The organism is Streptomyces sp. NBC_00090 (genome assembly GCF_045160815.1).
GTDB lineage: Bacteria > Actinomycetota > Actinomycetes > Streptomycetales > Streptomycetaceae > Streptomyces.
In genome coordinates, this window is record NZ_CP108224.1 from 3,683,422 (window position 1) to 3,704,291 (window position 20,870).

The 20,870-nt window shown below is 72.5% G+C and carries 16 protein-coding genes; 7 read left to right on the top strand and 9 right to left on the bottom strand.

Going from position 1 to position 20,870, the window contains the following annotated elements:
• A complete protein-coding gene (locus OG361_RS16095) occupies positions 1–903 on the bottom strand; it encodes an SCO6745 family protein (protein WP_405854144.1) in 903 nt (300 codons plus the stop codon).
• Positions 904–990: 87 nt separating this feature from the next.
• Between OG361_RS16095 and OG361_RS16100 the strand changes: the two genes are divergently transcribed.
• Both OG361_RS16100 and OG361_RS16105 read left to right on the top strand, forming a co-directional pair.
• Positions 991–1,569 carry a TetR/AcrR family transcriptional regulator gene (locus tag OG361_RS16100; RefSeq protein ID WP_405854146.1) on the top strand — a complete coding sequence of 193 codons (579 nt, stop codon included), beginning with the start codon at positions 991–993 and terminating at the stop codon, positions 1,567–1,569.
• Positions 1,570–1,597: 28 nt separating this feature from the next.
• Positions 1,598–2,857 carry an SGNH/GDSL hydrolase family protein gene (locus OG361_RS16105; RefSeq protein WP_405854148.1) on the top strand — a complete coding sequence of 420 codons (1,260 nt, stop codon included), beginning with the start codon at positions 1,598–1,600 and terminating at the stop codon, positions 2,855–2,857.
• A gap of 51 nt (positions 2,858–2,908) precedes the next feature.
• Here OG361_RS16105 and mfd read toward each other — a convergent pair whose 3' ends face one another.
• Complete coding sequence (gene mfd / locus OG361_RS16110) at positions 2,909–6,439, bottom strand: transcription-repair coupling factor (RefSeq protein ID WP_405854150.1); 3,531 nt, start codon at positions 6,437–6,439, stop codon at positions 2,909–2,911.
• Between the two features lie 251 nt (positions 6,440–6,690).
• Between mfd and OG361_RS16115 the strand changes: the two genes are divergently transcribed.
• On the top strand, positions 6,691–6,936 hold the full coding sequence (locus OG361_RS16115) for a type II toxin-antitoxin system Phd/YefM family antitoxin (protein WP_405854152.1): 246 nt from the start codon (positions 6,691–6,693) through the stop codon (positions 6,934–6,936).
• Positions 6,933–7,301 carry a type II toxin-antitoxin system VapC family toxin gene (locus OG361_RS16120; RefSeq protein ID WP_384565001.1) on the top strand — a complete coding sequence of 123 codons (369 nt, stop codon included), beginning with the start codon at positions 6,933–6,935 and terminating at the stop codon, positions 7,299–7,301. The genes OG361_RS16115 and OG361_RS16120 overlap by 4 nt, the downstream gene beginning before the upstream one ends.
• Positions 7,302–7,362: 61 nt before the next feature.
• Here OG361_RS16120 and OG361_RS16125 read toward each other — a convergent pair whose 3' ends face one another.
• A complete protein-coding gene (locus OG361_RS16125) occupies positions 7,363–9,936 on the bottom strand; it encodes an ABC transporter permease (RefSeq protein WP_405854154.1) in 2,574 nt (857 codons plus the stop codon).
• Positions 9,933–10,721 (bottom strand): ABC transporter ATP-binding protein, encoded by a 789-nt coding sequence (locus OG361_RS16130; protein ID WP_405854156.1) that lies wholly within the window; start codon positions 10,719–10,721, stop codon positions 9,933–9,935. The genes OG361_RS16125 and OG361_RS16130 overlap by 4 nt, the downstream gene beginning before the upstream one ends.
• Before the next feature lie 203 nt (positions 10,722–10,924).
• Here OG361_RS16130 and OG361_RS16135 point away from each other — a divergent pair, with 203 nt between their 5' ends.
• Together OG361_RS16135 and OG361_RS16140 are read left to right on the top strand one after the other, a co-directional pair.
• Positions 10,925–12,502: an MFS transporter gene (locus OG361_RS16135; RefSeq protein WP_405854158.1), complete on the top strand. Its 1,578-nt coding sequence runs from the start codon at positions 10,925–10,927 to the stop codon at positions 12,500–12,502.
• Between the two features lie 94 nt (positions 12,503–12,596).
• Positions 12,597–13,058, top strand: coding sequence for a cupin domain-containing protein (locus OG361_RS16140; RefSeq protein WP_405854160.1), 462 nt, complete (start codon positions 12,597–12,599; stop codon positions 13,056–13,058).
• Positions 13,059–13,149: 91 nt separating this feature from the next.
• On the opposite strand, the gene OG361_RS16145 is transcribed toward OG361_RS16140, so the two are convergent.
• Both OG361_RS16145 and OG361_RS16150 read right to left on the bottom strand, forming a co-directional pair.
• Positions 13,150–13,338, bottom strand: coding sequence for a DUF397 domain-containing protein (locus OG361_RS16145; protein ID WP_405854162.1), 189 nt, complete (start codon positions 13,336–13,338; stop codon positions 13,150–13,152).
• Complete coding sequence (locus OG361_RS16150) at positions 13,335–14,204, bottom strand: helix-turn-helix domain-containing protein (RefSeq protein WP_405854164.1); 870 nt, start codon at positions 14,202–14,204, stop codon at positions 13,335–13,337. Before OG361_RS16150 ends, OG361_RS16145 begins: the two co-directional genes overlap by 4 nt.
• Before the next feature lie 103 nt (positions 14,205–14,307).
• Here OG361_RS16150 and OG361_RS16155 point away from each other — a divergent pair, with 103 nt between their 5' ends.
• Complete coding sequence (locus OG361_RS16155) at positions 14,308–14,796, top strand: ATP-binding protein (RefSeq protein WP_405854166.1); 489 nt, start codon at positions 14,308–14,310, stop codon at positions 14,794–14,796.
• A gap of 9 nt (positions 14,797–14,805) precedes the next feature.
• Here the strand turns inward: OG361_RS16155 and OG361_RS16160 are convergent, their stop codons facing one another.
• The 3 genes from OG361_RS16160 to OG361_RS16170 all read right to left on the bottom strand — a co-directional run bounded on the left by OG361_RS16160 (position 14,806) and on the right by OG361_RS16170 (position 20,865).
• The gene (locus tag OG361_RS16160) at positions 14,806–17,079 is read right to left on the bottom strand and encodes an FG-GAP-like repeat-containing protein (protein ID WP_405854168.1); all 2,274 of its coding nucleotides are present in this window, start codon (positions 17,077–17,079) and stop codon (positions 14,806–14,808) included.
• 177 nt (positions 17,080–17,256) lie between these two features.
• On the bottom strand, positions 17,257–18,168 hold the full coding sequence (locus OG361_RS16165) for a cellulose-binding protein (protein ID WP_405854170.1): 912 nt from the start codon (positions 18,166–18,168) through the stop codon (positions 17,257–17,259).
• Between the two features lie 138 nt (positions 18,169–18,306).
• Positions 18,307–20,865, bottom strand: coding sequence for an SUKH-4 family immunity protein (locus OG361_RS16170; protein ID WP_405854172.1), 2,559 nt, complete (start codon positions 20,863–20,865; stop codon positions 18,307–18,309).
• Between the last annotated feature and the right edge of the window lie 5 nt (positions 20,866–20,870).

Genomic DNA, 20,870 nt, shown 5'->3' on the forward strand with positions numbered 1-20,870 from the left:
TCAGATCTTGCCGATGCCCAGCGTGTTCTCGGCGGGGAGCAGGCCGGAGCCGATCGCCGCCAGCCAGGGGCCGCCGAGGAGTTCGGCGAACCGGGACGTGGCCTCGGGGCCGAGGGCGGCCCAGGGGGCCGCGGCCAGTTCGTCCGTACGCAGCTCGACCTCGGCGCGCAGGGTCCGGCCCGCGTCGGTGGCCGCGCCGGTCCCGTCGACGAGTCCGCGGGCGGCCAGCCGCGCGCGGGCGGCGGACCACTCGGCGGCGGACCAGCCGCGGCTCTCGAAGACGGCCTCGGGGGCCGCGCCGACCGCCGCGAAGGAGACGAGCGCCTCGACCGGGTCGAGCCCGGCGGCGAGGAGCGCGGCGAGGTGGCCGTCGCCGCGGTGCTCGCGCAGGATCGTCGCGGCCTGCCAGAGGACCAGGTGCGGGGCCTCGGGCCAGGGCAGTTCGGCGTTGGCGGCGGCGAGCGGGCGCCCGGCGGTGCCGAGGGGGACGACCGCCTCGGCGGCGCGGCGGGCGAGGGCGGCGGCCTCGGCGAGCTCGGGGCTCTTGACCGTGTCCTCGCCGAGGACGGCCCGGTAGGTGCGGTCGACGGCCCTGAGCCGGGCGGCGAGCACCTCGGCGGGGGCCGCGGACGTCTCGCCCGGGACGTACCGGGCGACCATGGCGGGGCTGAAGCTGTAGAAGGCCGAGGTCACCCGGGCCGCGGACACCCGGGCCGGGCCGGTCGCGCCCAGCGGGGCGGAGCGCCAGGCGAAGTAGGAGGGCCAGCGCTCGGCGGTCCCGTAGCCGAGTGCGGCGGCCTCGTCGAAGGCCTCGGGGGCGTAGTAGAGCAGGGCGTGCAGGGGTTCGAGCAGGTGCCACATCTGACGTACGCGGCCGGCTTCCACGGCGGTCTCCCTCGTCATCGACTCACCCATCAACAACTTGACACTGACAAGATTGCCCGCCTCCTGTGAACTTGTCAATGCCTAGATAGCGGCTAGGCTGCTGCCATGACGAGCCGGAACACCTACCACCACGGCGACCTGCGGCAGTCCGTCCTCGCCGCCGCCCTCGACGTGATCGCCGCCGAGGGCCCCGGGGCGCTGAGCCTGCGCGACCTCGCCCGCCGCGCCGGCGTCTCCCACGCCGCCCCCGCGCACCACTTCAAGGACCGCACCGGACTCCTCACCGCGATCGCCGCCGAGGGGTACGACCTCCTGGCCGCGGCCCTCGCCGGGGCACCCGAACTGCGCGAACGCGGAGTGCGCTACGTACGGTTCGCGACGGACCACCCCGCCCACTTCCAGGTGATGTTCCAGCCGGAGCTGCTCCGCACCGACGACCCCGTGCTCCTCGCCGCCAAGGAGCGCGCCTCCGCCGAACTCCGCGCGGGCGTCGCCGGCCTGCGGGACGTCCCCGACGCCCGCACGGCGGGCATCGCCGCCTGGTCGCTCGCCCACGGCTTCGCGACCCTGCTCCTCACCGGCAACGTCGACGCGGCGCTGGGCGGCCGCGACCCCGAGGAGTACTTCCGCTCGCTCACCGGCCTGCTCTTCACCGGCCAACTCTCCTCCGAGGAGCGGGAATAGCCCGCGCCTGCCAGTAATTGACGCAAGCATGCAATCGACGAACACGCTCCGCCGCACCGCCACAGCCCTCCTCACCGCCGCCGTCCTCGGATTAGCCCCCACCGCCCTCGCCGACACCGGCCACCAGGGCCCCTCCTGGCGCGCCGCCTGGGCGGCCTCCCCGCAGTCGCCGACCGCGCCCCTCACCCCCAACTGGTCGCAGCAGGGCTTCGACAACCACACGGTCCGCCAGGTCGTCCGCGTCACCACCGGCGGCACCCGGGCCCGGATCGAGCTGACGAATCGTTACGGCACCACTCCGCTGCGGATCACGGGCGCGACCGTGGCCCGCACGGCCGAAGGCAGCGCGGTACGCCCCGGCTCCGTACGCCGACTCCGCTTCGACGGGCGGGCGTCCGCCACGATCCCGGTCGGCGGCACCCTCCTCAGCGAGGCCGCGAACCTCCCCGTCAAGGCCTTCGAGTCGCTCACCGTCACCCTCTACCTGGCGGGCGAGACCGGACCCGCCACCTTCCACCACTTCTCCTCGGCCACCAGCTACCGCGCCACCGGCGACCACCGCGCCGACCTGTCCGGCGCCGCCTTCCGGGAGACCAGCGAGTCCTGGTACTTCCTCTCCGGCATCGAGGTCACCGGCGGCCGGGACACCGCCCGCCGCAACGGCGTCGTGACCTTCGGCGACTCCATCACCGACGGCGTCGGCTCCACGCCGAACACCGACAGCCGCTACCCCGACGAGCTGGCCGACCGCCTCGCCGACGCCGGCCGCCCCCGCGCCGTCGTCAACCACGGCATCGCCGGCAACCAGGTCGTCAACGACACCACCTGGGCGGGCGAGAAGGCCCTCACCCGCTTCCGCCAGGACGTCCTCACCGAGCCCGGCGTACGGACCGTCGTCGTCCTCGAAGGCATCAACGACATCGGCGGCAGCACCGTCGACTTCCCGGCGGCCGCCACCCCCGACGTCCCCGTCGACCAGCTGATCGCGGGCCACCGCACCCTGATCCGCGAGGCCCACGCCAAGGGCCTCAAGGTCATCGGCGCGACCCTCACCCCGATCAAGGGCTCCTTCTACGACACCCCGGCGAACGAGGCCAAGCGGGACGCCTTCAACGACTGGATCCGCACCTCCGGCGCGTACGACGCCGTCGTCGACTTCGACCGCGCGGTCGCGGACCCGGCCGACCGGGACCGCATCCTCCCCGCGTACGACTCGGGCGACGGCCTCCACCCGAACGACGCGGGGTACGAGGCGATGGCCGGAGCGCTCGACCTCGACGAGCTCTGACGGACGCGCCCCGGGCGGTTCGGCGGAACCGCCCGGGGGACAGTCAGCGCCTCACGACCCCAGGATCGTCGTCAGGAACTCGCCCGTCCACGCGAGGAGTTCACGCCCCACCACCGGCTTCCCGCCGATCTTGCCCGACGTCGGGCGCGGCACCAGGATCTGGTGCACGGCCGGCTTGATGACCGTCCGCGGGTAAAGCCGCTTCAGCCGCAGCTCCTGCGACTCCCTCAACTCCACCGGGGCGAAGCGGATGTTCGGGCCCTGGAGGACGATCTCGCCGACGCCGCACGCGCGCGCCAGCATCCGCAGGCCCGCCACCAGGAGCAGGTTCTCGACCGGCTCGGGCAGCTTGCCGTACCGGTCGGTGAGCTCCTCGCGTACGGCCCTGATGTCCTCCTCCGAGTTGGCCGAGGCGATCGAGCGATAGGCCTGGAGCCGCAGCCGCTCCCCCGGCGCGTAGTCGTGCGGCATGTGCGCGTCGACCGGGAGCTCGATCTTGACCTCCAGCGGCGCCTCCTCCTCCACGCCGCCCTCCATCTGCGCCCGGTAGTCCGCGACCGCCTCGCCGACCATCCGGACGTACAGGTCGAAGCCGACGCCCGCGATGTGACCCGACTGCTCGCCGCCGAGCAGATTGCCCGCGCCGCGGATCTCCAGGTCCTTCATCGCCACGTACATGCCCGCGCCCATCTCGGTGTGCTGGGCGATCGTCGCGAGCCGCTCGTGCGCGGTCTCCGTCAGCGGCTTCTCCGGCGGGTACAGGAAGTACGCGTAGCCGCGCTCGCGGCCCCGGCCGACCCGGCCGCGCAGCTGGTGGAGCTGCGAGAGACCGAAGTTGTCGCCGCGCTCCACGATGAGGGTGTTGGCGTTGGAGATGTCGATGCCGGATTCCACGATCGTCGTCGACACCAGCACGTCGAACTTCTTCTCCCAGAAGTCGACCACGACCTGTTCGAGCGCCGACTCCGACATCTGGCCGTGGGCCGTCGCGATCCGCGCCTCGGGCACGATCTCGCGCAGCCGCGCCGCGGCCCGGTCGATCGAGTCGACCCGGTTGTGGATGTAGAAGACCTGCCCCTCGCGGAGGAGTTCGCGCCGGATCGCGGCGCCGATCTGCTTCTCCTCGTACGGGCCGACGAAGGTGAGGACCGGGTGCCGCTCCTCCGGCGGGGTGGTGATCGTCGACATCTCACGGATGCCCGTCACCGCCATCTCCAGGGTTCGCGGAATCGGCGTGGCCGACATGGTCAGCACGTCGACGTTGGCACGGAGCTTCTTCAGCTGCTCCTTGTGCTCCACGCCGAAGCGCTGCTCCTCGTCGACGATGACCAGACCCAGGTCCTTGAACTTCGTCTCGGAGGCGAAGAGGCGGTGGGTGCCGATGACGACGTCGACCGCACCCTCCCGCATCCCCTCCAGGGTCGCCTTCGCCTCGGTGTCGGTCTGGAAGCGGGACAGCGCCCGCACCTTCACCGGGAACTGCGAATACCGCTCGCTGAACGTGCCGAAGTGCTGCTGCACCAGCAGCGTCGTCGGGACGAGGACCGCGACCTGCTTGCCGTCCTGGACCGCCTTGAAGGCCGCCCGTACGGCGATCTCCGTCTTGCCGTAACCGACGTCGCCGCAGATCAGACGGTCCATGGGGACGGTCTTCTCCATGTCCTCCTTCACCTCGGCGATGGTGGACAGCTGGTCGGGCGTCTCCGCGTACGGGAAGGCGTCCTCCAGCTCGCGCTGCCACGGGGTGTCCTGGCCGAAGGCGTGACCGGGGGCCGCCATCCGCGCCGAGTACAGCTTGATCAGGTCGGCGGCGATCTCCTTGACGGCCTTCTTCGCGCGCGCCTTCGTCTTCGTCCAGTCCGCGCCGCCGAGCCGGTGCAGGGTCGGGGCCTCGCCGCCGACGTACTTGGTGACCTGCTCCAGCTGGTCGGTCGGGATGTACAGCCGGTCGCCGGGCTGACCGCGCTTGGCGGGGGCGTACTCGACGAGGAGGTACTCGCGGGTCGCGCCCTGCACCGTCCGCTGGACCATCTCCACGTACCGGCCGACACCGTGCTGCTCGTGCACGATGTAGTCGCCGACCTCCAGGGTCAGCGGGTCGATGGTCTTGCGGCGCTTGGCCGGCATCCGCTGACCGTCCTTGCCGGCCGCCTTCTGGCCGGACAGGTCGGTCTCGGTGAGGACGGCCAGCTTGAGCGCCGGGTCGACGAAGCCGTAGTCGATGGAGCCGGTCGACACGTGCACGACGGACGGCGCGATCTCCGCCAGGTCCGCTTCGAGGCGGGCGGCGATGCCCTCGCCACCGAGGACCTCGACCGTACGGGTCGCGGGGCCGTGGGCCTCCGTCACGTACACCGTGCGCCAGCCGTCGGCGAGCCAGCCCTTGGTGTCGGCGAGCGCCCGGGCGGTGTCGCCGCGGTACGACTCCGGGGCGCGCATGCCGAGGAGCAGGGTGTCCCCCGACAGGACCTCGTCCGCCGCGAACGGCGCCACCGACCACCAGGCGATGTCCAGCTCGCGCGCCCGGTCCCGGACGTCCGCGATCCCCCACAGGGAGGCCGCGCCGACGTCGATCGGGGCCTCGCCGCCGCCGGCGGTCGCCGCCCAGGACGCCTGGAGGAACTCCTGGCTCGTGGCGACGAGGTCGGCGGCCCGGGTCCGGACCCGCTCCGGGTCGCAGACCACGGCCATGGCGCCCTTCGGCAGCACGTCGAGCAGCAGCTCCATGTCGTCGACGAGGACCGGGGCCAGCGACTCCATGCCCTCGACCGCGATGCCCTCCGCGATCTTGTTCAGGAGTTCGCCCAGCTCCGGGTGGGCCTCGGCGAGCGCCGCCGCCCGCTCCCGCACGTCCTCGGTCAGCAGCAGCTCACGGCAGGGCGGCGCCCACAGACCGTGCTCGGCGACTTCGAGGGAGCGCTGGTCCGCCACCTTGAAGTAGCGGATCTCCTCGACGTCGTCGCCCCAGAACTCGATCCGGAGGGGATGCTCCTCGGTGGGCGGGAAGACGTCCAGGATGCCGCCGCGCACGGCGAACTCGCCGCGCTTCTCGACGAGCTCCACCCGGGAGTACGCGGCGGCCGCGAGGCCCGCCACGATCTCGTTCAGATCCGCCGTCTGGCCGCTGCGCAGCGCCACGGGCTCCAGGTCCCCGAGCCCCTTGACCTGTGGCTGGAGCACCGAGCGGATGGGCGCGACGACCACGCTCACCGGACCGGCGGCCGGGTCGTCGTCGCGCGGGTGCGCGAGCCGGCGCAGCACGGCGAGGCGGCGGCCGACGGTGTCGGAGCGGGGCGAGAGCCGCTCGTGCGGCAGCGTCTCCCAGGAGGGGTACTCGGCGACCGTGTCCGGGTCCAGGAGCGAGCGCAGCGCGGCGGCCAGGTCCTCGGCCTCCCGGCCGGTCGCGGTGACGGCCAGGACCGGGCGCCCCGAGTCGCGGGCGAGCGCGGCGACGGCGAAGGGACGCGCGGCGGCCGGCCCGACCAGGTCGACGTTCGGGCGGTTCCCGTCGGCGGCGGCCTTCACCGCCTCGGCGAGGGCCGCGTCCTTGACGACTACATCAAGCAGGCCGTGCAGACTCATGGAGCTTCCATCCCGGGTTCGGAGTACGGGGGCGGGGCAACGCGAACAGCCCGGCACGTCTCACGGGCCGGGTGGTCCCGGGCGTGTACGGCCGCCCGGTGCGTCCCTCAGCCTACGACGTGCCGCCGTCACTCGCCCGAAGGAAAGTGGCCACTCGGGAGAGTGACGGAGCTGGCAGCCGGACCGCTCGTACGACTAAACTTAGTCCTCTGCTTAGTCCACCCAGCTTCACCTAGCTGTGAGAGGCCGCGATGGAAGCAGCCCGGCAGTACAACGTCCACGAGGCGAAGACCCACTTCTCCAAGATCCTGGAGGCGGTCGCCACCGGCGAGGAGGTGATCATCAGCAAGTCCGGCGAACCGGTCGCGAAGGTGATCCCGCTGGCCGGCAAGGTCCACCGGAGCGACTACGGCTCCCTCAAGGGCCGGATCACCCTCGCCGATGACTTCGACGACCTCCCCGAGGGCTTCGACGAGGCCTTCGGAGCCGCCGAGTGAAGCTCCTGCTCGACACGCACGTCGTCCTGTGGTGGCTCAGCGGAGAGCTCCCGGACAAGATCCGCGACCTGCTCGCCGGGGAGCGCTGGGTCTACATGAGCGCCGTGACTCCCTGGGAGCTCTCCGTCAAGCAGGCCACGGGCAAGCTCGACGCTCCCGTGGATGTCGCGGAGCGGGCCCGGGACACGCAGTTCCTCCCGCTGCCCATCGTCGCGGAGCACGGCATCCGCGCCGGACAGCTCCCGCCCCACCACCGCGACCCCTTCGACCGGATACTGATCGCGCAGGCGCAGACCGAGGGGCTCACCCTCGTCACCCGGGACAAGCACATCCCCCGCTACGACGTGCCGGTGCTCACCGTCTGAGCACGCGTACGGCCCCGGCGCGTCACGCGCACCGGGGCCGTACGAATTCCGCCGAACGCGGCTACTCGCTCGCGATCGCGTTCAGGACGTTCATCCGGCCGGCGCGGAAGGCCGGGACGAGGGCAGCGAAGAGGCCCACGAAGGCCGAGCCGACGAAGACCGTGAGGATCGTCGGCCAGGGGATCTCCAGGACGCCGAGCCCCTCCAGGGCGAGCAGCTTCTGGGCTGCCGTGCCCCAGCCCATGCCCAGGCCGAGGCCGAGCAGGGCGCCGAAGAGCGCGATGACCACCGACTCCAGGCGGATCATGCGGCGCAGCTGGCGCCGCGAGAGGCCGATGGCGCGCATCAGGCCGATCTCGCGGGTCCGCTCGACCACGGAGAGGGCCAGGGTGTTCACGACACCGAGGACGGCGACGACGATCGCGAGGGCGAGGAGCCCGTACACGATGTTCAGGAGCTGGCCGATCTGGTTCTTCAGGTCCTCCTTGTAGTCGGCCTGGTTGCTCACCTTGTACTGCGGGTAGGGCGCGAGGGCGTCCTTGAGGGCCTCGTACGTCCGCGTCTCCTGGCCGTCCTTCGCGGACGCGAGGAGGAAGGCGGTCTGCGGCATGCGGTCGGCGGGGACGTGCCGGGCGGCGGTCGTGATGCTCGTGTACATCGCGCCCTTGTCGACGTTGGCGACGTCGGAGGTGATCGCCACGACCTTCAGCTTCGCCGTCTCGCCGCGCTTGAAGGCGACGGTGAGGGTGTCGCCGACCTTGACGCCGTGCTCGGTGGCGTAGTCGCTGCCGACGGACATGGCGCCAGGACCGTAGGCGTCCGCGAGCCGCCCGGCGACGACCTCCCGGCGCAGGTCCTGCGGGTACGTCGGGTCGGTGGCGGCGAGCCCGTGCTCGAAGGGCTTGCCGCGCGGGCCGGTGATCGTGGCGTCGACCCACTTGTACTCGGTGACGTGGTCGAGGCCCTGGACCTTCTTCACGGCGGCCTGTGCCTGCGGGACGATCGGCTGTCCGGTGGCGTTCTGCACGATGAAGTCGGCGCCGACGGACCGGTCGAGTTCCTCGGTGGCCGAGGCGACCATCGAGGAGCCGACGACCGACAGGCCGGCGACGAGCGCGAGGCCGATCATCAGGGCGGCGGCGGTGGCGCCGGTGCGGCGCGGGTTCCGGAGCGCGTTCCGTTCCGCCATCCGGCCGACCGGGCCGAAGATCCGCAGGACGACGGCGCCCAGGGCGCGGACCACACCTCCCGCGAGGAGCGGGCCGATGACGATGAAGCCGAGGAGGGAGAGGACCACGCCGAGGCCGAGCCAGAGGGATCCGGGACCGGCCTCGTCGGCGCGGGTCGCGGCCCACAGCGCGGCGGCGCCGGCGGCGGTGAGGGCGAGGCCGAGGCCGCCCCGGACCCGTCCGGCACTGCCGTCGGCGGGGGTGCCCGCGTCGCGGAGGGCGGCCATCGGGGAGACCTTCCCGGCGCGGCGGGCCGGGATGTAGGCGGCGAGGACGGTGACGACGATGCCGAGGGCGAGGCCGACGGCGGGGGTCGTCCACTTGACGGTGAGGTCGCGGGTGGAGAGTTCCATGCCCATGGAGGACATGAGTTCCATGAGTCCGACGGCGAGACCGACGCCCGCCGCGACACCGGCGATGGAGCCGACGACGCCGAGGATCACCGCCTCGACGAGGACGGAACGGTTCACCTGCTTGCGGCTGGATCCGATGGCCCGCATGAGGCCGATCTCGCGGGTCCGCTGGGCGACCAGCATGGAGAAGGTGTTGACGATGAGGAAGATGCCGACGAGGAAGGCGATCCCGGCGAAGCCGAGCATCGCGTACTTCATGACGTCGAGGAAGCCGGCGACGTCCTCACGGCCCGCGTCGGCGGCCTCGGCGGCGGTCTGCAGCGCGTATCCTTCGCCGACGGCGGCGGCGATGTTCGCCTTGAGGGCGTCATCGCTGACACCGGGCTTCGCGTCGGCGGTGACCTGGGTGAACAGGCCTTCCTTGCCGAGGAGTTCACGCTGCGCGGTGGCGGTCTCGAAGTAGACGAGGGTGGCGCCCGGATTGGTGACCTTGAACTCGACGATGCCGGAGATCTTCGCGGTGAAGTCGCCGGTGACGGCGATGGTCCGCAGCTCGTCGCCGATCTTCAGGCCGTGCTTCTCGGCGGTGGCGCCGTCGACGACCACGTCGGTGGGGCCGCGCGGCTCGTGACCGGAGGTGATCTCCACCGAACGGAGCTCGTTGGGGCTCCAGTTGACGGCGATCGTCGGTGCGCCACTGGTCGGGCCGACGTTCTTGTCCGCCGCGTCGACGACGGTGACGCTGGTCGAGACGACCGCGCCCTGCGCGTCCTGGACGCCCTCGGCCTCGCGGACCTCGGCGACGACGGAGGCGGGGAACGCTTCGGGGCGGCCGCGGTCCGGCGTCTCGTCGCCCTTGTCGTCGTTCTTGGCGCTGAGGGTGACGTCGGAGGCGGTCGACGCGAAGAGCTTGTCGAACGTCGTGTTCATGGTGTCGGTGAAGACGAGCGTCCCACTGACGAAGGCGACGGAGAGGAGGACGGCGACGGCGGAGAGCGCCATGCGTCCCTTGTGCGCGAGGAAGTTGCGCAGCGAGGTCTTGAGGACGGTCATGACGTCCGCCCGCGCGCGTCGAAGTCCTTCATCCGGTCGAGGACGGCGTCGGCCGTGGGCCGCTCCATCTCGTCCACGATCCGCCCGTCGGCGAGGTAGAGGACCCGGTCGGCGTAGGAGGCGGCGACCGGGTCGTGGGTGACCATGACGATCGTCTGGCCCAACTCGTCGACCGACTGCCGCAGGAAGCCGAGGACCTCGGCGCCGGCCCGGGAGTCGAGGTTTCCGGTCGGCTCGTCCCCGAAGATGATCTCGGGCCGGGCTGCGAGCGCGCGGGCCACGGCGACGCGCTGCTGCTGACCGCCGGAGAGCTGGTTCGGCCGGTGCTTGAGACGGTCGGAGAGACCGACGGTGTCCACGACCCGGCGGAGCCACTCGGCGTCCGGCTTGCGGCCGGCGATGTCCATCGGGAGCGTGATGTTCTCGATGGCGTTCAGGGTCGGCAGCAGGTTGAAGGCCTGGAAGATGAAGCCGATCCGGTCCCGGCGCAGCTGGGTGAGTCTCTTGTCCTTGAGCCCGGTGATCTCGGTCTCGTCCAGATGGATCTCACCGCTGGTGACGGTGTCGAGCCCGGCGAGGCAGTGCATCAGGGTCGACTTGCCGGAGCCCGAGGGCCCCATGATCGCGGTGAAGCGGCCACGGGCGATGTCCACGTCGACGGAGTCCAGCGCGACGACCCGGGTCTCCCCGGTGCCGTACGCCTTGACGACCTGCCGCGCCCGCGCGGCGACGGCCGTCCGCCCTCCAGTACCCCCGTGCCTGGGGATGGTCACAGCCGAAGTCACGGTCTTCTCCTAGGTGGATGGGGTGAAGCGGTGGGTGGGTTTGTAAGTCCAAGTTAAGAAGCGAGAACCGGACTTCTCCTCCTCCGCCGGGACGAACGACCCCTGGCCCGTATGGGGGAGTGGCCCCTAGGGGTTCCTCCGACCCTGGTACCGGTGAGACCCTGACGGCGAACATTTAGGTGTACGAAGAAAGGAATCTCGCGGTGACCGAGTCCTCCACGACACCGGCGGGCACCCCCGCCGGAAAGGCCGGGTCCACCGCCCCCGCCCCCGGCTCCCCGGCGACCGCGCGTCGCGGTCCCGTCGTGGCCGCGCTCATGCTCGGCATGGGCCTCGCCGCCATCGACGGCACGATCGTCTCCACCGCCGTCCCCCAGATCGTCGGCGACCTCGGCGGACTCGCCGTCTTCTCCTGGCTCTTCTCCGGCTACCTGCTCGCCGTGACCGTCACCCTGCCCGTGTACGGAAAGCTCAGCGACACCTTCGGCCGCAAGCCCGTCCTCGTCGCCGGGGTCGTCCTCTTCCTCATCGGCTCCCTGCTGTGCGCGGCCGCCTGGAGCATGGCCTCCCTCATCGCCTTCCGCATCGTCCAGGGCCTCGGCGGCGGCGCGCTCCAAGGCACGATCCAGACCATCGCCGCCGACCTGTACCCGCTGAAGGAACGCCCCAGGATCCAGGCCAGGCTCTCCTCCGTGTGGGCCGCCTCCTCGGTGGCCGGCCCGGCGGTCGGCGGACTGCTCGCCGGATACGCCGACTGGCGCTGGATCTTCCTGATCAACCTGCCCATCGGACTCGTCGCGCTCTGGCTGATCACCCGCCACCTCGTCGAACCGAAGCGCACCGCGCCCCGGGAGAAGCCCCGCATCGACTGGGCCGGCGCGCTCGCCGTCTTCGCCACCGGCGCCCTGCTCATCACCGCGCTCGTCCAGGGCGGCGTCGCCTGGCCCTGGCTCTCCGCCCCGTCCCTCGGCCTGCTCGCCGGAGCCGCCGTCCTCGGCGCCCTCACCGTCGTCATCGAGCGGCGCGCCGCCGAACCGATCATCCCCGGCTGGGTCTGGCGGCGCCGCACGATCGCCGCCGTCAACCTGTCGCTGGGCGCCCTCGGCCTCCTGATGGTCGCCCCGACCGTCTTCCTGCCCACGTACGCCCAGTCCGTCCTGGGCCTCGGCCCGATAGCCGCCGGCTTCGTCCTCTCCACCTGGACCCTGAGCTGGCCCATCACGGCAGCGCTCTCCAACCGCGTCTACAACCGCATCGGCTTCCGCCTCACCGCCGTCCTCGGCATCTCGGGCGCGCTGCTCCTGCTGCTCGCCTTCCCGTTCCTGCCGTTCCCCGGCGAACCGTGGCAGCCCGCACTCCTGATGCTGCTGCTCGGCGGGACGCTCGGCCTCTTCCAGCTGCCGCTGATCGTCGGCGTCCAGTCGACCGTCCCGTACGAGGAGAGGGGCACGACGACGGCCTCGGTCCTCTTCTGCCGCCAGGTCGGCCAGAGCGTCGGCGCGGCACTCTTCGGCGCGGTCGCCAACGGGGTCCTCGCGGCCCGCCTCGGCGGCGGCAGCGACCTGGACACCCTGGCCCGCGCCCTGGACGACCCCGCGTCCCTCACCGCCGAGACCATGGACCACCTGCGGCGGGCGGTCGAGGCGGCGGTCGACTACGTCTACCTGGGCGCGGCAGGAGCGGCGGCCCTGGCGCTCCTGGCCCTGCTCACCCTCGCTCCCCGCCGCTTCCCGGTCCTGAAGGAGGCGGCGGGGGACGACCGGGGCGAGGAGGAACGCTGAGCGCCTTGCCGGAACGGCAAGAACAATTGCCCACCTCTGTCCGGGAGTTGCAGGCTCGTTCCGGTCAAGGCGATCGAAACCGAGAGGCTGCGCAATGACTGCTCACACAGGCGCCGGGCCCACACCGGGCTCCGGTGATCACGCGCCGATCAACAACCGCGTCCACCACGTCGGCTCTGACGAGCTGGACGGTTACGCCGCCATCAGCGGAGGCACGGTCGGCTCAAGGAAGCTGTGGATGGGCCTGGTGGAGAACCCGCCGCTGAGCTCGACGGACAACCATCATCACGGCGACTCGGAGGCCGGGATCTACGTGGTCAGCGGTCACCCCGTATTCGTCTATCACGACGGCACACAGGAGGTACGACTCGCCGCCAACCCCGGAGACTTCTTCCTCGTCCCCCCGTTCGTCCCGCACCGGGAAGAGAACCCCGACCCGAACGAGCCCGCGGTCGTCGTGATCGCCCGGACCACCCAGGAGCCGATCAAGGTCTCCGTGCCCAAGCTGTACCGGCTCGAAGAGACAGACACGCAGTCGAGCCGGTCCATGCCGTAGGGATCGAAGCACACCGCCCGCCCAGAGAACGCGAGCCCTGCGTGTCCCACACGGACAGGCAGGGCTCGCGCGCGTACAAGGGCCGGCTGTACTACTCCGCCGAGGCGAGCCCGACGAACCCCGCCCACGCGTCGCGCGAGACCCGGAGGGCCGGACGGGCCACGTCCTTGGAGTCACGGACGTGCACGGCTCCCGCGCCCGCTGCGACCTCGATGCACTGGCCGCCCTCAGCGCCGCTGTAGCTGCTCTTGAACCAGGCGAGGGATTCATTGCTGTTCATAGCTCTCCTAGCAACTTCTCGATGAACGCCAGCGACTCTCGCGGGGTGAGAGCCTGCGACCGGATGATCCCATAGAGAGCAGCGGCGAGAACGCCCTGTTTAGGGTCGGTCTCCAGGGCACTGGTGCCCTGGACTTCGGCGTAGACGAACCGCTTGCCGTCCTCGCGGGTGACGAATGTGAACGGCCCGTCCACACCCGCGCTTTCCTCGCAGTCGAGTGGCATCACCTGGAGCTCGACGTTCCTCCGCTGGCCAATGAGGAGCAGCTGTTCCAGCTGTCCGCGCAGCACTTCCTTGCCGCCGAACTTCCGCCGCAGCACCGATTCACACATGACGAAGCTCAACAAAGGCGCGGGACGCCTGTCGAGGATGTCCTGTCGGGCCAGTCGGGCGGTCACCCGCTGCTCGATGGTCTCCGCGTCGAGCGGCGGGCGCCGATTACTCAGCAGCGCCCGCGTGTACTCCTCGGTCTGGAGCAGGCCGTTGACCACCAGAGTGTCGTACGCCAACAGCTCTATCGCCCGCTTCTCCAGCTCGGCCATCCCCTGGAAGAACGCCGGATACTGCGCCCTCTCCAGCTGCTCCTTCCACACCGTCAACAGCCCACCCGCATCGAGTACCTCATCGGAGCGGTCGATCGCGCGTGGTGGCGGGATCCTCCGGCCCTGCTCGAACGACGCGATGCTCGACGCCGAGTAGCCCAGCCGTTTGCCGAACTCCTCCCGTTCCATCCCCGCTCGCACCCGCAGCGTCTTCAGGCTCTGCCCGAACGCCGCCACCACGCCCTGCCCGGACTTGTCCGCCGTCTGACCCGCGTCCGTCTCGGGTCCCGACTCCGGCACCGCACCCGTCTGCTCTTCCGCCATCGCACCCCACCTCTCGTACGTGCACCGACACACCACGTACAAGGCAGTCGCGTCGGTGCGTCACCACTGGTCACGCTACGCGATGAAGAGGAGGTTGGGAGGCATGACGAGCAACAACCTCAGCCCCACCGGCACCACCCAACTCTCAGGCGCCTCGCCTTACTTGGGCAGCAGGATCTTCGCCCTGAGGTTCACGTCGACCGCGCGGGGCGCCCGGCTCGCGCGCCGGCTGGTCGCCGTCCGGCTGGACGAGTGGGGCGTGCCGTACGGGACCGGGGCGCACGAGACCGTCGTCCTGGTCGCCGCAGAGCTGGCGACGAACGCGGTGCGGCACGGGCACGTGCCGGGACGCGACTTCCACCTGCTCCTCCGGGTCACGGACGGGCCCCCGCCCGTCGCGCGGATCGAGGTGAGCGACACCCGCGCCGAGCGCGTACCGCCCCGGCCCGGAAAGCTCCCCGGCCCCGGTCCGGAACTCGCGGACGGGGGACGGGGGTTGCTGCTCGTCGAAGGGCTGGCGGACCGCTGGGGCTGGTGCCCGAGGCTGCGGGCCCCGGGCAAGACGGTCTGGGCGGAGTGCGCCCTCACCTGAGGGGCCGGGTCAGAAGGCGGTGTCGTACCGCACGCCGTTCGTGACGTCGGTCTTCACGCCCGGCTTGAAGGGCGCCTTCCAGTTCCCCGTACCGGCGTAGAAGGTGGCACCGGCGGCCGAGGCCATCAGGTCGGCGCGTCCGTCGCCGTTGGCGTCCCCGATGCCGACGAGGTCGGTGAAGGCGCCCCAGCCCTTGCCGATCGGGGTGCGGGCGGCGAAGGTGCCGTCGCCCCTGCCGAGGTAGAGCCACAGCGCACCGGCCTTGTCACGGGCGATGAGGTCACCGGCCGGGCCTCCGGCGAGGTTCCCGACGGCGGCGACCTCGTTGTAGACGCCCCAGCCGCCGCCGATCCGCTTGCGGGCGGAGAAGGGGGTGGTGGCGTTCCCGGTGCCGGGGTAGAGCCACAGCACGCCGGACTTGTCGGTGGCGAGGAGGTCGGGCCGGCCGTCGCCGGTGACGTCGCTGCCGGCCGCGATGCGGTCGTACACCTGCCAGCCGCCGCCGATCCGTGTGCGGCCCGCGAGCGGCGCGGTCCGGTCCCCCGTGCCCCGGTAGAGCCAGAGGACTCCGGAGCGGTCCCGGGCGACGACGTCGGGCGCGGTCGTGCCCGCGATGTTCCCGGCGGTCTCGAGCCGGTCGTAGACCTGCCAGCCACCGCCGACCCATCCCCAGCTCGTGCCCTTGACCGAACCGCCCACCGCGACCGGCTGGGTCCGGAACGACCCCAGGCGGCCACCGGGCTCCCGGGCGAGGAGGTCGGCCGTGCCGTCGCCGTCGAAGTCGTGGGGCGCCGGGGGCCGGTTCACGGTGAAGCGGCCGGTGGTGACCAGCTCCGGGCCGATCCCCTCCTCGGGGCGGACGACGATCTTCCACTCGTACTCGCCCGCGCGGGCGGGGCTCAGCAGGCCGCCCGGACGCTCCACGTCCTTGCCGTCCCAGTGCCAGGCGACCCGGCGCGGCGCCCCGTCGGCCGCGACGGGCCACTCCTGCGTGAGCGACTTCCCGCTGCGGACGTGCGTGAGGCCGACCCGTACGTACGCGTCTCCCCGCGACAGGTCCCAGCCGAAGTCGACCCCGTTCGCGAGCTGATCGCCGGTGAGCGTCTGCGGGGTGGTGGAGCCGGTGAGGGTGACGACGGTCGACTGCCCCGTCGACGCGACGAGTTCGGCCTCGGGCCGGCCGCCGTCGGCGCGCGGCGAGATCCGGTAGAGGCCCTCGCCGCGCTCGGGGGTGCCGCCGCGCACGAGGATGCTGCCGCCTGGACCGGCGACGGCGGAGGAGAACGCGGTGAGGAGGACGGCCTTCTCGCCGGTCTCGATCGACTGGACGGTGAACGGCCGCACCGTCGGGTCCGCCGCGCCGCCGGAGGAGGCGGACGCGTCGATGTGGGCCTTCTGGCCGTACGCCATCCAGCCGCCGACCAGGTACAGCGGGTCCTCCACGTGGGCTTCCGGGAACCACTGACGCGACCCCCCGCCGCCGCGTCGGACGGCGACGATCCCGTCGTCCCCCAGCCGCGCCTCGCGCCAGGCCACGTGGGTGGCGGACACGGCTCCGTCCCACGTCCACTCGTCGTTCGCCTGGGGGAACCAGGCCTGCGCTCCCGTGGCGAGATCGACGAGGATCTTGGCGGACCCCTTCCAGTCCCCGATCGCGCAGTCGTAGAACGCGGAGCCGGTGTCGGTCCAGCCCTCGTAGGCCGCGTCGCAGTCGACCTGGATTCCTCCGACCAGCTCGCGGAGGTTCGGCTTGCCTCCGGCGAGCGTGGCGGCGTCGAGCGTGACGGCGTACTGCACCCCTTGGCCGTTCTCGTACCTCGCGAGGAGGAGGTTGTCACCGGCCAGGCCCGAGTAGATGTAGCCGTCGCCCAGCGCGTCGAGGTCCATCCTCACGGGCGCGGCGGCCGCGGCGGGTGTCGACAGGTCGTGGACCCACATCACCCGGTTGTCGGAAGGGTGGGACCGGTCGACGCTGACGACCAGGTCGGAGCCGCCGCCTGCGGCGAAGGTGCCGGGCAGGACGGTCGAAGAGCCGTCCGCGTACCAGGTCCAGCGGTACTCGGGCTCGCTGCCGCGGGTCTTCGACAGGAAGCCGCTCGGCCCCGCGCCGACGACGTCCGCGTCGCGCGGGAACGGCACCGTGGCCTGCTGGTCGTGCTGCGTGGCCTCCGGCGCGGTGGCGGCCGTGGCCGGAAGCGCGGTGAGCGTGCCGCCTGTGGCAGCGAGGACGATGGTGACGGCCGCAGCCGCGAGACGGCGGGCGTGCGGGCGTGTGACGTGCATGTTCGTGTTCCCTCCCCTGGGAAAAGGGAGGTTAGCGGACGGACGGGTTCCAGCCGCCGTCGGCCTCAGTCACGCGTCCGGCCGCCTCGGGATCGTCAGACAGGACGGGTGCCCCGCCGGGTCCAGGAACCGGTTCGCCGGCCTTCCTGGCCCTGTCACGGCCCCAGGCCTGCCCAGCTACCGGTCGCCCTTCTCCGGCTCCGTCCCCGCTCCCGGCTCCTCCTCCGCCGGCGCCGCCACCCGACCCGTCAGCGCCGCCAGCGAGTTGCGGATGTGCTCCATGTGCCCATGGATCTCGTCCCGCGCCTCGTCGTGCTCCCGCAGCACCCGCTCCGTCTCGCGCTCGGCCCGCTCCCCCTTCATCCGGGCCTCCGCGAGCAACTCCTCCGCCCGCGCCTCCGCGTCCTCCTGCCCGTGCCGGGCCTGCTCCTCGGTCTCGGCCAGGGCCCGCTGCGCCTCCGCGAGCCGCTCCTCCGCGGAGGTCACCAGCTCCTCGTGGTGCGCGTCCAGGTCGGCCGCCCTGCCCGCCGCCGTGCGCTCGGCCTCGTCCCGTACCGCCGCCTGCTCGGCCCGCTGCTCCGCGAGGAGTTCCGCCGCGCGGCGCTCGGTCTCCTCGAAGACCTCCCGCGCCGCGGACCGCCGCTCCTCCGCCTCGCGGCCGGAGTCCGTCGCCAGTTCCTCGGCGCGCTCGCGGGCGGTCGCCAGGGTCGCGCGGGCCGCCGACTCGGCCGCCGTCCGGACGCCCTCCGCGTACGCCCGGGCCGACTCCGCCGCCTCCCGGCCCGCCGCCTCGGCCGCCTCCGCGAGGGACTGCGCCTCGGCCTCCGCGGCACGGACGAGCGTCTCGTCCTCCTGCTCGGCCATCTCCAGGATCTTCCGCGCCCGGTCGCTCAACGACTCGTACCGCTGCGGCGCGAGCGCCTCGACGGCCTCGCGGAGCCGGGCGGCCTCCGCCTCCAGCTCTTTCGCGAGGACGGTGAGCCGCGCCGCCCGCTCCCACGCCCCGTCGCGCTCCTCGGAGAGCGCGGCGAGGTGGCGGTCGACCTGCTCGGGGCGGTACCCGCGCCCCCGTCCGACAGCGAAACTCATCCCTGACGCCCCTTCCCTGTGGCCAAGATTCCAGGATGCGCCATCAGAACGGACAAAAGGCGCCCAACGTGGATACACGTCAAGCGCCTTTCATCACATTCTGTCCAACTGTGCCTACAGAAGGACCTACAGAAGGACCTACAGAAGGCCGTCCCACATCTGCTCGAGCAGCACGGACCACCAGTTCTCCGGCGAGGACAGCGCCGCCGGGTCCAGCATCGCCAACTGCGCCTGGAAGTCGACCGTCCAGCGGCCCGCCTGCTCCGGGTTGAGCCCGAAGCGCAGCCGCCACATCCGGCCGAGCAGCGCCATCGAGCGCGTGAACTCGGGCAGCCCCGTGTTCACGAACTGCGGCGGCACCGACTGCCCGCCCGGACCGGCCTCCACCGGCACCGCCACGATGTGCGCGGTCCCGTACTGGACACAGATCGCCCGCCCGAAGTCCGAACCGAGCACCAGGTACGAGCTCGCGTCCGCCGCCGGCTGCACCTGCCGCTGCGCCGCCAGCTCCGCGAGCGTCGGCACCACCGGAACGGCCGGCTGCGCCCAGAAGAACGGACCGAAGTCCGCCGGCAGACCCGCCCACACCAGCGTCCGCGCCACCAGCTCCGGAACACCCTGACGGGACACCGCGTGCTGGTCGAAGCGGAGCACACCCGGACCGAAGGCCCCGGCCAGCTCCTGCGCGATCGCCTCCGGCGGAACCGGCGGCGCCAGCTGCACCTGCGGCAGCGGCGCCCGCACCGGAGCCGGCCGCGCGGGACCGTCCGCGACCTGGTGCAGCTCACCCTGATGGGTCAGGAGCTGCCGCATGCCCTGCTGACGGCCCGCGTGATCACGGCCGTACGGGGCGATGCTCGTGATCCGCGCCTGCGGCCACGTCTCCCGGATCATCCGCGCGCAGTAACCGCCCGGCAGCTCACAGGACTCCAGCTCCGTGTGCAGCTCCAGCACCTGCTGCGGCGGCACGTTCATCGCGCGCAGCTCATGCAGGATCTGCCACTCCGGATGCGGGGTACCGGGCGCGGAACGCCGGATGATCTGCGCCTCGGAACCGTCGGGCGCCCGGTAACGCAGCACCGCCTGGTAGCCCGGGCCGACCGTCGGCTGACCCTGAGGCTGCGGATATCCGTACGCGGGCGGTACGGGACCGGGACCGGGCGGCGGCGTGTGCCCGCCGTGCACCGGGGGCGGCGGAGCCGGCGGCCCCGGAGGCGGCGTCGACAGCCCACCCGGACCGGGATGCGCCAGCATCGTCGCGGCATGCGCGATACCGCCCGCGGGCGTACCACCGGGCACACCGGGCGGCGGCGGGGGCGGCGGAGGCGCGCCCTGACCGCCCTGGCTCGGGTGCGCCAGCATCGTCGCCGCCTGGTGCACGGGCTGCGGCGGCGTCGGCGGACCGGGCGGACCCGGCGGGGCCGGCTGCGGCGGACCGGGCGGCTGGAGCCCCTCGGGCCCGAGCTGCGACACGAGCTGCGTCGGTACGTACGCGGGGGCACCCGACCCACCGGGCACACCCGGCACACCCGGCGGCGGGGGCGGCGTCGGGCCGCGCCCGCTCTTCGGCGGCGGCGTGGCCTTGCTCGTCGCGGCGTCCGCGATGTCCCTGGCACCCGGCGCCGAGGGCGCGGGCGGCGGAGGCGGCGGCACGCCGGGCCCGGCCTGCGGCGGCGCGGACGTCCCGGGCCCGACCGGCGGCGCGGGCGGAGCCTGCGGAACCACCGGCGGCCGCGCCGCCGGGTCGAGCCGCGGGGCCACGGCGGTCGGGGGCAGCGCACTGCCCCCCTTCATCAGGGCGGTCGGCGCGTCGGCGCCCACCAACGGGGGCGGGGTGTCCTCGTCGTCCGTCCCCGACAGCGGCGGCGCGAACACGGTCGCGGGCAGCGGCACCGCCCCGTCCGCACCCCCGGAGCTCGCGTTGGCATCCGCCCACGGGCTGTCCGCACGAGCGGGGGCGGGCGTGGGAACGGGGGCAGGGGTGGGCGTGGGGATGGGGGCAGGGGTGGGGATGGGGGCAGGAGTGGGCGTGGGGATGGGGGCAGGCGTCGCCACCGGCGGAGCCGGAGGAGCCACCTGCGCCGGCACGGGCGCGGGCTCCGGAACCGGAACCGGAGAGGGCGCAGGCGCAGGAGTAGGCGCGGGCGCGGCAGCCGCTACAGCCGCCGCCTCGTACTCACCGCCACCGCCACCCGACGACGACGCCACCGACGACGCCACCGAAGCCGAAGGCCCCGCGTCCGCCACCGCCGCCGCGTCCGAGGCGTCATCCACGGAGGCGGACGAACTCCCGCCCTCCTGCGACGCGTTCGGCCCCTTCGGCAGCCCGATCTTGTCCGCCGCGTCCTGCAACCACTCCGGCGGACTCAGCAGGAAGGACGTCTGGTTCAGATCGATACGGGCCGCCTGCGGCGCCGCCGGAGCGGCCGCCTCCTGCGGAGCCCCGTACTCCTCCTCGTACCGCCGGATCACCTCGCCCACCGGCAGCCCCGGCCACAGCGTGGCCTCACCGCTGTCCCGCGCGATGACCAGACGCTGCCGGCCGCCGTCCGAGACCGGACCACCCTGACGGTCCTCCGACCACACCACGAAACCCAGTTCGAACTCCCGCACCCGCACCTCACGGTGCTGGTACGCCGGCAGGTCGCCGTTGATCCATTCCTCGGCGCGCTCCTGCGCCTGCGCGAACGTCACCACAGCCA

Bases quoted from the DNA above. Each gene is read 5' to 3' on its own strand.
- OG361_RS16095 (WP_405854144.1), bottom strand. From the start codon at position 903: ATGACGAGGGAGACCGCCGTGGAAGCCGGCCGCGTACGTCAGATGTGG.
- OG361_RS16100 (WP_405854146.1), top strand. From the start codon at position 991: ATGACGAGCCGGAACACCTACCACCACGGCGACCTGCGGCAGTCCGTC.
- OG361_RS16105 (WP_405854148.1), top strand. From the start codon at position 1,598: ATGCAATCGACGAACACGCTCCGCCGCACCGCCACAGCCCTCCTCACC.
- mfd (WP_405854150.1), bottom strand. From the start codon at position 6,439: ATGAGTCTGCACGGCCTGCTTGATGTAGTCGTCAAGGACGCGGCCCTC.
- OG361_RS16115 (WP_405854152.1), top strand. From the start codon at position 6,691: ATGGAAGCAGCCCGGCAGTACAACGTCCACGAGGCGAAGACCCACTTC.
- OG361_RS16125 (WP_405854154.1), bottom strand. From the start codon at position 9,936: ATGACCGTCCTCAAGACCTCGCTGCGCAACTTCCTCGCGCACAAGGGA.
- OG361_RS16140 (WP_405854160.1), top strand. From the start codon at position 12,597: ATGACTGCTCACACAGGCGCCGGGCCCACACCGGGCTCCGGTGATCAC.
- OG361_RS16145 (WP_405854162.1), bottom strand. From the start codon at position 13,338: ATGAACAGCAATGAATCCCTCGCCTGGTTCAAGAGCAGCTACAGCGGC.
- OG361_RS16150 (WP_405854164.1), bottom strand. From the start codon at position 14,204: ATGGCGGAAGAGCAGACGGGTGCGGTGCCGGAGTCGGGACCCGAGACG.
- OG361_RS16155 (WP_405854166.1), top strand. From the start codon at position 14,308: ATGACGAGCAACAACCTCAGCCCCACCGGCACCACCCAACTCTCAGGC.
- OG361_RS16160 (WP_405854168.1), bottom strand. From the start codon at position 17,079: ATGCACGTCACACGCCCGCACGCCCGCCGTCTCGCGGCTGCGGCCGTC.
- OG361_RS16165 (WP_405854170.1), bottom strand. From the start codon at position 18,168: ATGAGTTTCGCTGTCGGACGGGGGCGCGGGTACCGCCCCGAGCAGGTC.